Below are 12,575 nucleotides of genomic sequence, written 5' to 3'. Positions count from 1 at the left end.
GGCAATAAAGCGTGATATATCATCCTATTTACCTGATTAACTCAAAGTAGTCATATATCATTCCAACACTTTATTGTTCGCCTGCAACGAACAGTGATAGGTTAGAACAGTCTCTTACAAAGAGAGCAACACGGAAGATTTTATTTAAAGAAATCACTTAAAGGAGTAAACAGTGAAGCAGATTATTATTGGGCTCAGTATCGTCCTAGCAACAGCATTTACATCGACACAAGTGTCAGCCCACACCTATGAAGGTAATTGGTATTTTGTTGAGGGTGAATACAAAAAACCAGATGGCACCATTCTCAAAGCCGACAACAGCACTTTAGTCGCAGTCAAATCAATCAAGGGCGATATCTTCTCGCTAACCAACACCGAAGACGGCGTGTTTCTAGGTTACCTAGCAGGTGATTTCATAGTCGATGGCGACAACTACACCGAAGCGGTAAAAACCGGCACTCGCGCCAAGCACCACGGTAAAAACTACCACTTTAAAGGCTGGCTAGAAACCCGTGAAGAGAATGGCAAAACAGTCACCTACTGGCACCATGAAGGCGAAGTAGAAGGCATCAAAGAATACGAAGTATGGCGCAAGCTGCTCTAACCTATTCGCCGCGAGAGATATTAGATTTTATCTGAGCAAGCTAAAAGCTTGCTCTATTAGATGGTAAAGCCGCGTTGTTAAGCGTGTGCAATTTAGCCCTCTGACTGTTAAGCACTCTTACCATTAACAAGCTGTTGCGACTCAAGCTAGCCCATAGCAACTAACGCCGCCAGCGAGCATACCGCTTCATCATTCATATCAACAAATTCAAGCTGCTCAATTTCAGCATCAGGCTGTAACTCACCGCTAAAATCAGCAAAGTAGCAGGTCAATTTAACCGACACGCCCTCAGCCTTACCATCCGCCTGCGCGGTAAAGGTGTTCATATATTCAATAGTGCTCGGCTTAAGCTCTACAGACAGCTCTTCTTTAATCTCACGCACTAATGCCTGCTCATCACTCTCACCCGCCTCACGCTTACCACCCGGCAGCCACGTTCAACCTAGAAGTGCACCACTTATACTTTTTAAAGATTTAGGAGGTGATGATGGGACAGCAATATAATCACGAAACAAAGCCAACCGCTTTGTTCCGCTAAAGGCCTTGCTAGCTTTCTCGTATGTAAAACGTAGGGCTTTCATAATAGAGATAATTACCGTTATGCGTACTAAATAGAAATGAAACTGTTTTACGAATATATTGGTTTTCAATATTTTGCGTTACATATTCTTTCACCAAATCAGCATAACCACTCAGTAATTTCGAACCGCAATCAGTATGAATTCCTGCAACTAATGCAATATTAATTAGGACTGTAAACATAAATATCAGGCGAAAACTTTGCTTTTTATTCTTATGACGAAGTTTTTGCTGGGCGATTATAGCTCCAGGCCAACCAAATAATAATGAATATAGATGAAGTGTGTTTTCAGAAGTGCGCCATTCATCATTTTGAGCAGCCCTTTTATCTTTTGCATAAATCAAAAAAGTAAAAATACTAGCGATAATGAATATTAAAAGAACAATTGGCGGTAAATAACCTAAATAAAATGATCCACATAGAGCAATCGTTAAAGCGTAAATTGGTAAATAGTGAAAACTCATAGTTAATCTCTGAAAGCTAACGTCTTATTGAACAGCAGCATCGATAACATTTTTATCGGTGCTGTATCTTTAAATATTATCTGTGTTTCTCGATAATATTCAGCATTAGAATATAACCTATTGTTTTAATGGGTAGTAGTAAAATAGATCGAAGATTGCCGAAACACTGCCGCTCAGTAAAACATCAAGTTCTACTTCACTTTTTATATTAATCAAGGGGTAGAGTTCATAGCCAAATGTACAGAAAACACCAACTCCCTATCGAAGTTACCGAAGTACGTTGGAAACTTTTTATAAACAGGAGTAGCGTGATGCCACACGGATGTGGGCATAGCATTCGTTCTAACCTAGTGTAGATACAGCTGAGGCCTTCGATGGCATGGATGCCATCGCAGAGCTTACAGGGACGTACTGGCAGCGTGTCTCAGAAGTATCTGCACATTCGCCGGCCGCAGGCCATTGGAACCACTTTTGTTGAATGCAACTCCTAGCCTAAACATATATCGAGTCTTTGCGGTTATGTTATCAAGTGAAGCCTGATGCCCCACGTGTAGGGCATCAAGCTGCGACTTTAATTGTTAGACGCAGTCTAACCCAAAGCCCAAGCGCAGCTTGATTACCCAAATTGCTAATCAGCAATTACCTCCCCATGATTACATAAATGCCAACAACGGTGAGATACACAACAAAACACCCGTCACAATAATCAGGTTAGTTGCCCAGCCCTTATATTTGTTCAAGTGTGGCACCTTGTACACCAAGTAAGCCGGAATTAAACAACCCACCAAACCAAAAATTGGGCTACAAATAGAGGTGAATGAAAGGATTGGCGCGTTTAACGCAATTGCAGACCAAGCCAGTAAAATAATGAACACAGTGATTAATTTATTCACTAGCTCTTTATTAATCTGTGACTCTTTACGGCTACGCAGTAGCACGTTCATCGCTAAACCGCGGCAAGCCTCTTGGAACGCTAAGAACACACCAAAGAATGATGTAACCACCGCAAAGATGTTAATCACAATACCGGTCACTGTCGCCCATGACCCAGGGAAGTACTGCGCAATAATCGCCAGTGCTGAGATATTTTGATTCATCGCCTCAGTTGCTTGCGCTTGGCTAATGGCAAAAGTAAACGATATCGCAAAGAAGAACACCACGACAAACAGAATAGAGAAAGCAATTTTCATTGCGCGCTCAGCCTTGTAACGTGCGACCTCAATCGACTTCTCGTGTGAGCGATATGAGATCACCATTGGGCTTAACGACTGGATAAACAGAATAGAGGTTAAGGTAAATGGCAGGGTAATAATGGCATTTTTCAGCATTGGGCCAAACTCACCCATGCTTGGAATATTCGCCATATCCCAACGAGCCATCAGTAACACAGCCATTACCGCCACCAATGTCAGCACGGTCACCGCCATAAAACCTGACAGTTTAAATAGCAGCTTTTCGCCTTTTGAGCCGATAAAGGCTAGTACGCAGATTAAGCCTAAACCGTAGAATACATTGTCACTTAGCTTGCCCTCTGTTACGCCAAATGAATGCAGGTAAGAGGCACTGTCGTTAGTCACGGCTAACGAATAAACCAGCACCCAAATAACCAACATCAAGAAGTACAGCACACCTAATGCAATACCCCAGTTTTTGCCAAGATAGTTTTCAATCACGCCAGGATAATCGGTACACTTTTTTGACTCAGCTAAGGTATTAATGAATAACTTTTGGAATAAATACATTGCTGGGTAGCCAATGATAGATGACAGCAAAAATACCCATAATCCCATTACGCCAACCTGAACAGGTAAAAATACAATACCGGCACCGATAGCCATACCTATGCTCATCACTATCCAGCCAAGGTCAACACTGTCAAACTTGGTTGCTTGCTGCCATTCGGCCTTAGTCATATTGGCGCGTTGGTGTAGGGGTTGCGCTTGAATATCACCACTTGGTGTGCCTTGAATTACTTCACTCATTAGTCAATTCCATTAAATTTGGCCATAGCCACTGACATGAAAAAATTATAATTATGTTTATAGGAAAACAGCATTTTTATAGTGTTTACTTGGCCTGAGCATACCCAAGGATGGAGAGAATATTTTTATTTAAATTCATCGCTATTGGCGTCGATTTAGCAAAAAATACTCTCAATCTAGCGATTTTTTCACATCGTTTTTTCGTACTGATCCAGATCAAGAGTTAATCACTTTTAAACGCTCAATAGTTTGATGTCCTTCACCTTATTAGTCATTAATCATCCGCTAACAAGCCCTTAAAAGTGTGATTTATTTCAATGTTTTAGATTTTAACTTAGAGAGGTGTGGCGCACATTTCTCGAATTAAAGTGATAGCCACAACTAAATTAAATCGATGTGTGAGCCAAATCACTAGTCAGCAAACCATATAAATAAGTATAAAAATCAACCAACTAGACGAGTGTTTAGTCTGATTATTTAAAGCGAGAGAGAGTTTGAGGCCCGTAGATGACGAAATGCTGACTTGATGAGCAGTTCAATCTATAGGGATAACATGGACAGATAAATAATCAAAAACAGAGAAGTTGAAAGGGAAAGAGAAAATCTTACGAGTGCTGCTAGCAATGATTGAGGTGAGCATTCTCTTGAAACTAGCGGTCTTAAAAATAGCCATCTTGAAAATGGCTTTCGTGTGTTGCTTTATCGCATAGAGAAACTAAAAAGCCAAATCGGCATTCTTAATTAAGAACCGATTTGGCTTGAATTTTTTACTTTAAGTTTAAGCTTCAGGCTTATGCTTTAGGTTTATGCTTTAAGCTTGAGCTTATTGATAAGGGCTATTGATAAGAGCCATTTCTAAGCGCTATTACTAAGCTTCATCGAATACTAGGCTTTATCAAAATCTTGTCTTATTTGTGCATCATAATCTCTAAGATTTGCACATCGGTTTGGGTCATAGAGCCATTGGCTAATGCTGCAAGATTTCGGATGGTTTGATCAACATCATCAGCAACAATACCTTCAGTGCCCGTTACCCGAATACCATCAATGGCCATTAAGGCAGATTTTACCGCAGCTCCTGCCGATGAAGACACTTTCATTGCACAGGCTGTCTTTGCACCATCACAAATAACACCACTCACATCACCAATCATGCTGCAAATGGCTGCACTGACTTGCTCAATCTCACCATCAAGCAAATAGGTTATACCTGCTGCGGCCCCCATAGCTGCAGTTGTTGCGCCGCATAAGGCTGAAAGCTTGTTTTGATAGCTTTTAATATAGATAGCCGTTAAGTGCGACAACATGAGTGCGCGGATGGTTTGCTCCTCAGTTGATTTAAGAAAATCTGCACTGACAACAACAGGCATGGTTGCCGCAATACCTTGGTTGCCAGAGCCTGAATTACTCATCGCAGGCATCATAGCGCCATCCATACGCGCATCAGACGCCCCAGCGGTACGAGTTAATACGTCGGTCAGTAAGCCACCAGATAATAGGCCTTTCTCTTGGTTTTTAACGAATGTCGCCCCAATTTTCAAACCATAATTACCACTTAGGCCTTCAATGGATAAAGCATCATTTAGGCTTTTAGCCTGCATAATAAAACGTATGTCATCCAAAGGTATATGCATGGAAAAATCATAAATATCTTGCAGTTTTGCCTCGGTAAACGGGTTAGTTTTATCGCTATTATCATTAACAGTCGCCACCTGTGGAACAGATAAACACTGCTTACCATTTATTTCTATCGCGACAACCTTGGTGTGGCTATCGGCAATGGTGACACTCGCCGTTTGCTGCTGATAATAAACCGTGACTTTGGCGTATAAGACATTAGCCACATCAGCGACACCGACTGTCACTTGATTGTTTTCAAGCATCAATTTAGCAACTTGAACGTCGCCATTGGTGAGATTTTTTAATACTTCAAGACCGGCATGACGTTCACCTGCTACCGCGCCAATTGCGGCCGCAATTGGCAGGCCAACCATCCCCGTACCCGGGATCCCCACACCCATGCCGTTTTTCATTAAGTTGGCAGAAACAGCAACCTCTAGCTTAATGCTACTGGCTTGGTCTTTTATCCCTAGCTCATCAATAGCAATTGCGGCAGCTAATGCCACAGAAATTGGCTCGGTACAGCCAAGGGCTGGGACGACATCGCGTTTAACTGCTTCAAGGAATAAAGGCCATAAGTGTTGTTTCATCGTTGTACTCACTTCTAGTAATCGACACTATTTGGAAAATAGTCATTGCAATCTTTGATTCATTGTAATGGATTAACTGAAGAATTATTTTTCCATTTTTTCTACCAACAAGGCAGAAAAGAGAAAGTTTTTCTATTAAAGTGCAATTGTAAACTATAATAATGCTTAAATAAGCAACGGCAGATAATCTCAGTAAGGAATGACCTTGTGGTTGAAAAAGTAAAACTAGATAAAGTAGACCGACAGCTGCTCACCATGCTACAGCACGATGTCACCTTATCGCTTAACGAGTTAGCCAAAGCCGTTAATTTAACGACCACGCCTTGCTGGAAACGCTTAAAGCGTTTAGAAGAAGAGGGGGTTATTAACAAGCGAGTCGCCCTGCTCAACCCAAGTAAGATAGGCGTTGATTTCACCGCATTTGTGCAGGTTAAGACCTGTGACCACTCCCATGCTTGGTATGAGACATTTATTGAAGCGGTTTATGCCATGCCTGAAGTGATGGAGTTTTACCGCATGGCTGGGGAGTATGATTATATGATGCGGGTACAAGTTGAAGATATGGCGGCATTTGATCACTTTTATAAACGCTTGGTCAATCAAGTGGCAGGCTTAACCAATGTCACTTCAACCTTTGCGATGGAATCATTGAAATTCAGCACCGTTTTACCATTAAAGCCTGCGTAACTAGGGCTCATTGCCTACCCGCTTATTTAAACAAGTAAAGAGCCAGCCTTCGGAAGAAGGTGGTTCTCCTCTTAGTTGTGGCTCGGACTCACAGAAGGAATCTTTCCTACCGTGCTTTAGCAAGACGCCGTAAATATATCCCTATTGGCTCTGCTAAATCGTCCCTGATTTAGAAGCTTGCAAAGTACTTAAAGCAAACCTTCCATTAAACCTACTTAAGGTAAGTCTACTCAAGGCAAACCTAATTAACGATACTGCCCTACAAAAGTTGAGGGTTAGGGCTAAAAACAAAAAGAATGCAACCAGTGCATCCTTTTTGTTCGGCTAGATAAGGGCAACTGCCTACTTAGGCTCTATCTGCTCAACCATCAGCTGCAAAGTCTGATTGCCTCTAAACTCATTCACATCAAGTTTGTACACCACCTGAGCATACTGAATCGTCGCATCGGGCCAGGTCTTCAAGTCCACATTAAACGCTATCGCATCGAGCATCACCCGGCCGCATTCGGTTTCTAGGATCAATTTTAAGTGCTTCTCACCCACAATGCGCTGTTGAATAACCCTAAAATAGCCATCAAATAACGGCTCCTGAAATGACTGCCCCCAAGGACCGGCATTTCTAAGCTCAGTGGCAAGCTCTAGCTTAAACTGCTCGGGAACCAGTTCGCCATCTGATACTAACTCACCGGTTAACAATTCTGGAGCTAAGATTTCACGTACAGCTTTATCATAAGCATCGGCAAACAAAGCAAACTGACCCGCTTGAATCGATAATCCTGCAGCCATAGCATGGCCACCGAACTTAATAATTAACCCTGGATGACGGCTATTAATTAGTTCTAACAGATCACGCATATGCAGACCTTTAATCGAGCGCGCCGAGCCTTTTATCTCGCCCTCGCCCGCTTCAGCAAAGGCGATCACTGGGCGGTGATATTTATCTTTAATGCGTGAGGCCAAGATACCAATCACGCCTTGATGCCAATCGGCTTGAAAAATAGCAATTCCCCACGGCAGCTCGGCTTCATTGAGCTCAATACTCTCTAAGCTCTTAAGCGCTTCTTGCTGCATATCGGCTTCTAAATCACGGCGCTCTGCGTTAAGCCCATCGAGCTCTGATGCCATACGACGAGCGAGCGAGATGTCGTCACACAATAAGGTTTCGACACCGAGTGCCATCTCATCGAGCCGGCCTGCGGCGTTAAGTCTTGGACCAACGGCAAAGCCAAAATCTGATGCGACAATACGTGACGGTGTTCGCTTAGCCACTTCCAGTAAAGCGGTAATACCAACGCGGCAGCGGCCAGCTTTAACTCGCTGCAGACCCGCCTCGACTAAAATACGGTTATTCGTGTCCAGCGATACCACATCGGCAACGGTACCCAACGCCACAATATCCAGTAGTTGAGCAAGATTAGGTTCGCTAATGCCTTGTTCTTGATACCAGTTACGGCGCCTTAGCTCAGCTCTCAGCGCCGACATCAAATAAAAAGCCACACCAACACCTGCGATGGATTTACTCGCAAAACCACAGCCATCTTGATTCGGGTTCACGATAGCGTCGGCATCCGGCAAGGTATGGCCCGGTAGATGATGGTCGGTGATAACAACTGTCATGCCCAGCGCTTTGGCTGCGGCGACACCTTCGATAGATGAAATGCCGTTATCAACGGTGATCAGCAGCTCTGCATTTCTACTGGCCGCAACCGCTACAATTTCAGGGCTTAAGCCGTAGCCATAGTCGAAGCGGTTTGGGATCAGGTAATCCACCTTTTGGGCGCCCATCATTCTCAGCGCAAGCACGCACACGCTGGTAGAGGTTGCGCCATCGGCATCGAAGTCACCCATAATGAGAATCGATTTTTGCGTCGCTATACCGTCAGCAATAATGTTAGCGGCCTGCTCAAGCCCAGCCATAGTGTCGGGGCGGAGTAATTTAGCTAAGCTTAATTCGCACTCAGATGCACTTACACCGCGGCTGGCATAGATCTGTTTTAAGATTGGCGAAAACGTATCAGGAAGGTGACTATCATCCACTCTCGGGCGGCGAACTATCTTATGGATCACGTTGGATTAAACCCTCATATAAATAATGTCAGCATATAAACCCTGCCAGCATAACAAAGACTGCTGCCAAATGGGCACAAAAAAGGTGAGCCTAGACTCACCTTTTTGACTATAACTTTTTACACTCGCGGCTTTGAGATTACTGTGCCGACTCAAGCGTACGCAATAGTGCCTTAGGTGGCTGGTAACCTGGAATTAAGGTACCGTCTTCAAGAATAATTGCAGGCGTACCATTAATCCCAAAGGCTTGTCCTAACTCATACTGCTCTTTGATTTTGGCGTCACATGAAGCTTGTTTAACCGCTTTGCCATTTTTCGCTGCACCCATGGCTTTTAATGGGTCAGCTGCGCACCATACTGATTCCATTTCATCAGCATTGGCTGAGGGAATACCTGCACGTGGGAAAGCTAAGTAACGTACAGTAATACCTAGATCGTTATACTCTTGCATCTCGTTATGTAACTTACGGCAATAGCCACAGCTAACATCGGTAAAAATAGTCACCACGTTTTTTTCATTCTTGGCTTTATAAACCAACATGTTTTCTTCAAGAGGCTTCATCATACCAACGCGAGGACCAGCCATAGCCGCTTCAGTTAGGTTCTTCATGCCCTTATTAAGATCATAAAGATTACCGTGAAACAGTTTTGAGCCATCTTTAGTAATGTAAAGCACACCACGATCGGTAAAGGCTTCATAAAGCTCTGAGATAGGTGATTGCTTAATAGAAATCACTTCAACGCTTAGCGTGTCACTTAGTTTTTGCTTTAACGCAGCGGTTTCGTCACCAGCGCTGTTTGATGCTGCAAATCCAGCAGGCGCAATCATCATTGCAATCATCAAAGAAAATGTTCGGGTGAACTTCATTGGTATTCCTACTCTCTGTAAGGGTCAGACTTATGGGTATAAACGATTAGACCTAGTTTGGAGCTGAAAAGTTACAGACTCAGCCAAGTTAAAGCAAATAATTTGCTGTAACTAAATCATTCAGACGTGAAACCCATCATATATTTTAGGAAAGTTTAGAATTGTTGAAACAATTTAACCAGTCAACAACTCTCAGCCTCAGCTTAAATCCGATTGAACTTAACCCTTGATTTAAGTGTGTTACGGCGAAGATTTATGCACATGCTATTTAAAAAATTTACAACACTAATCCTGAAAACTAAGCCTGAAACTAAACCTGAAACTAAGTCAGAAACTAGCCCCTTGGGTGATGCTCGCTATGAAGCGTCGCTAGCCTTGCCGTTGCCACATGGGTATAAATTTGCGTGGTCGACAAGTCGCTATGACCAAGTAGTAGCTGCACCACACGTAGATCTGCCCCATGATTAAGCAGATGGGTAGCAAATGCGTGTCTTAAGGTATGTGGCGATAGATCTGTACTAATTCCAGCTCTTAAGGCATATAGCTTGATGCGGTGCCAAAAGGTTTGCCGTGTCATCTGCTGCGCCCGTTTTGAGGGAAATAACACATCGCTTTGCTTGCCTTTTAATAGCTCGGCTCTGGCAAATTTAAGGTAGGCCTCAATCTCAGTCACGGCCAGCTCTCCAAGCGGCACTAAACGTTCCTTGCCACCTTTACCGGTAATGCGCACTAGCCCTTGGCGTAAACTTAACTGCTCCATGGTCAAACCCACCAACTCAGAGACACGAAGCCCTGTGGCGTATAACAGCTCTAGCATCGCTTTATCACGGCATTCGATTGGATCGTCATCAACGGGCTCAGCCAGTAAGCGGTCGATATCCTCTTCGCTTAATGAGTCCGGCAGTTTACGTGCCAGTTTAGGCGACTCTATTAATGCCATAGGATCGGTATCGATGCGCTTTTTGACGATAAGGTAACCATAGAAGCGTCTAAGGCTGCTCATCATGCGCGCGCTACTGGTTTTAGCGCAGCCCATATCGAAACGCTCAGCAAGATAGTCTCGCACCTCAAGTTGCGAGCAAGTGAGTAACTCTGCGCCCTGTTTTTGTAAGTATCGGTCGAGGTGGCGCAGGTCGGTGCGATAAGCGCTTAAGGTATTATCGCTAAGCCCTTTGGTTGACCAAATGTCGTCTAAAAACAGATCGATTAAACTATCGGGCGTGTACTTATCGGCCACTTATTATTCCTATTTAAACCTAACTCGATATTATGTTTTTTATTGTAGGTTGGGCTTTAGCCCATCAAAGATGACGGCATAAGCGCATTATCGTTGCATTTCCGTCTTTTGTCTTTCTGGCTCTACCGTCTTAGCTTTTCCTTGCTCCTAGACCTAGATCCTAGGGCGCTCGCATACTCGCTGCGAGGACGCTTCGCGGCTAGAGCGGACTTCGTCCTGCTATACAGTCAAAAGACGGCATTGTGTATTTAATGTAAGTTGGGCTTTACCCATCATCAATGACGGCATAAATGCCAACCTACAAAAGCATTATGCTGTGGCATTTCCGTCTTTTGCCTTTCAGCTTTACCCGTCTTGCATCGTCTCAGCTTGTACCGTCTCTGCTTTTCCTAGAACCTGCTTTTCCTAGAACCTTCTTTTAAACCTTCTTGCCATAAAAAAGGCGATGCTTCTTAGAAACATCGCCTCAATATTATGTCATCGAACCATTTTGCGCTATACGCAGTCGCTCGACAATCTGCTTTCTCGCTTTAATTAACCGCAAGCTGCTCAGCAGGCTTTTTTACAAACATACAAGCAATAATCACGATAGCTGTAGGCAGTAACCATGCCATACCTTCGTTGTGTAAAGGCATGAAATTAAAAATGCTTACATCAACTTTAGCCGCTTTAAAGCCATCAATAATACCGAAGAACAGCGCCACACTAACGACCAGGCGATGCGCGGTTTTTGGATAAGCAAAACGTTCAGTTAAGAAAGTTACTGCAACCAATGCAATTGCGACAGGGTAAACCGTCATCAATACTGGGACACTAATGTCGATTAACTGCGCTAAACCAACGTTAGCAACGGTTGCACAAACAACGCTCACCAATACAACAAAGCGGCGATAAGATACCTTGGGTGCTAACTCATTAAAGTACTCACCACAGGCACTGATAAGGCCTACTGAAGTTGTTAAACAAGCAAGAGTAACAACTGATGACAACAATACCATGCCGCTCGCGCCAAATTTAGCGATAACGTAGTTAGTTAAGATCACGCCACCATTTTCAGCACCGGCAGCTAAGTCACCCGCTGTCGCACCTAGATAGAATAATGATACATAAACAAATGCCAAACCACTTGCTGCAATCAAGGCCGCTTTAATCAAATAGTTAGTCTGTGCTTTTGGCTCTGTAATGCCTTTCTTGCGTAGAATGTCGATGATCAACATACCGAAGATTAACGAAGCCAAGGTATCCATGGTGTTGTAGCCTTCCAAGATCCCTTTCGTTAGCGGGTTACTTTGATATTCACCAACCGCAGCGCCAATGTCGCTACCTGGGATCACAATAACTGAAACCGCTAGACCCATTAATAGTAAAATAAGGATCGGGGTTAATACTTTACCAACACTATCTAGTAGCTTACCAGGGAACAGTGCCAGCACCATTGAAAGCCCAAAAAACGCCAGCGTATAGAATAGTTGCGTGATGTTTAACGTTAAGCCTGCAAGCATAAAGGTTGCCGACGTATCTTCTAAAAATGGCTTAAAGCCAACTTCATAAGCAACTAGGCCGGTTCTTGGTGCTGCAAACGCAGGCCCTATAATGATGAAAATCGACACGGCGAGTGCTGTTGCTGCGATGGGAGGCAGCAACTGCATAATTTTACCGTTTGCTTTAGCGACAGCAATCAAAGTGATCAGTGGTAGGCCGACAGCTGTAATAAGGAAACCGAACATGGCAAGGGTGAGATTTTCACCAGCCATAAAGCCCGCTAAAGGCGGAAAAATTAGGTTGCCCGCGCCTAAGAAGAACGCGAAGGTCATGAAACCTAACCCTAACGTATCTGCGATACTCATTTGATTGTTTTGCACTTTATGCCCCATCT

10 protein-coding genes are annotated in these 12,575 nt (G+C 43.6%); 2 read left to right on the top strand and 8 right to left on the bottom strand.

The genetic code is table 11. From position 1 onward, the window contains the following. The first annotated feature begins 172 nt into the window (after positions 1-172). Positions 173-604: a hypothetical protein gene (locus tag ACVBJC_RS07300; RefSeq protein ID WP_447160217.1), complete on the top strand. Its 432-nt coding sequence runs from the start codon at positions 173-175 to the stop codon at positions 602-604. A 146-nt stretch (positions 605-750) separates the two neighbouring features. Here ACVBJC_RS07300 and ACVBJC_RS07295 read toward each other — a convergent pair whose 3' ends face one another. From ACVBJC_RS07295 to ACVBJC_RS07280, 4 genes are all read right to left on the bottom strand, one after another. Next, positions 751-1,035 carry an NUDIX hydrolase gene (locus ACVBJC_RS07295; RefSeq protein ID WP_447160354.1) on the bottom strand — a complete coding sequence of 95 codons (285 nt, stop codon included), beginning with the start codon at positions 1,033-1,035 and terminating at the stop codon, positions 751-753. Positions 1,036-1,150: 115 nt separating this feature from the next. Next, on the bottom strand, positions 1,151-1,648 hold the full coding sequence (locus tag ACVBJC_RS07290) for a DUF1294 domain-containing protein (protein WP_447160216.1): 498 nt from the start codon (positions 1,646-1,648) through the stop codon (positions 1,151-1,153). 653 nt (positions 1,649-2,301) lie between these two features. After that, a complete protein-coding gene (locus ACVBJC_RS07285; RefSeq protein ID WP_447160215.1) occupies positions 2,302-3,630 on the bottom strand; it encodes a hypothetical protein in 1,329 nt (442 codons plus the stop codon). Positions 3,631-4,538: 908 nt separating this feature from the next. Continuing rightward, positions 4,539-5,840 carry an L-cysteine desulfidase family protein gene (locus tag ACVBJC_RS07280; protein ID WP_447160214.1) on the bottom strand — a complete coding sequence of 434 codons (1,302 nt, stop codon included), beginning with the start codon at positions 5,838-5,840 and terminating at the stop codon, positions 4,539-4,541. A 207-nt stretch (positions 5,841-6,047) separates the two neighbouring features. On the opposite strand from ACVBJC_RS07280, the gene ACVBJC_RS07275 reads away from it, so the two are divergent. Beyond that, positions 6,048-6,527 (top strand): Lrp/AsnC family transcriptional regulator, encoded by a 480-nt coding sequence (locus ACVBJC_RS07275; protein ID WP_345773631.1) that lies wholly within the window; start codon positions 6,048-6,050, stop codon positions 6,525-6,527. A 342-nt stretch (positions 6,528-6,869) separates the two neighbouring features. Here ACVBJC_RS07275 and recJ read toward each other — a convergent pair whose 3' ends face one another. The 4 genes from recJ to brnQ all read right to left on the bottom strand — a co-directional run bounded on the left by recJ (position 6,870) and on the right by brnQ (position 12,573). Continuing rightward, complete coding sequence (gene recJ / locus ACVBJC_RS07270; protein ID WP_447160213.1) at positions 6,870-8,594, bottom strand: single-stranded-DNA-specific exonuclease RecJ; 1,725 nt, start codon at positions 8,592-8,594, stop codon at positions 6,870-6,872. 139 nt (positions 8,595-8,733) lie between these two features. Further along, positions 8,734-9,462: a bifunctional protein-disulfide isomerase/oxidoreductase DsbC gene (gene dsbC / locus ACVBJC_RS07265; protein ID WP_447160212.1), complete on the bottom strand. Its 729-nt coding sequence runs from the start codon at positions 9,460-9,462 to the stop codon at positions 8,734-8,736. Between the two features lie 334 nt (positions 9,463-9,796). Next, positions 9,797-10,699 (bottom strand): site-specific tyrosine recombinase XerD, encoded by a 903-nt coding sequence (gene xerD / locus ACVBJC_RS07260; protein ID WP_447160211.1) that lies wholly within the window; start codon positions 10,697-10,699, stop codon positions 9,797-9,799. 530 nt (positions 10,700-11,229) lie between these two features. Next, complete coding sequence (brnQ, locus tag ACVBJC_RS07255) at positions 11,230-12,573, bottom strand: branched-chain amino acid transport system II carrier protein (RefSeq protein ID WP_447160210.1); 1,344 nt, start codon at positions 12,571-12,573, stop codon at positions 11,230-11,232. Positions 12,574-12,575 lie beyond the last annotated feature (2 nt).

Source organism: Shewanella sp. 0m-6, assembly GCF_052977325.1.
Note: the sequence above shows the minus strand (reverse complement) of the source record. Positions and strands in the feature narration are given on the sequence as shown.

Bases quoted from the DNA above. Each gene is read 5' to 3' on its own strand.
- ACVBJC_RS07280 (WP_447160214.1), bottom strand. From the start codon at position 5,840: ATGAAACAACACTTATGGCCTTTATTCCTTGAAGCAGTTAAACGCGAT.
- ACVBJC_RS07290 (WP_447160216.1), bottom strand. From the start codon at position 1,648: ATGAGTTTTCACTATTTACCAATTTACGCTTTAACGATTGCTCTATGT.
- ACVBJC_RS07285 (WP_447160215.1), bottom strand. From the start codon at position 3,630: ATGAGTGAAGTAATTCAAGGCACACCAAGTGGTGATATTCAAGCGCAA.
- brnQ (WP_447160210.1), bottom strand. From the start codon at position 12,573: ATGGGGCATAAAGTGCAAAACAATCAAATGAGTATCGCAGATACGTTA.
- dsbC (WP_447160212.1), bottom strand. From the start codon at position 9,462: ATGAAGTTCACCCGAACATTTTCTTTGATGATTGCAATGATGATTGCG.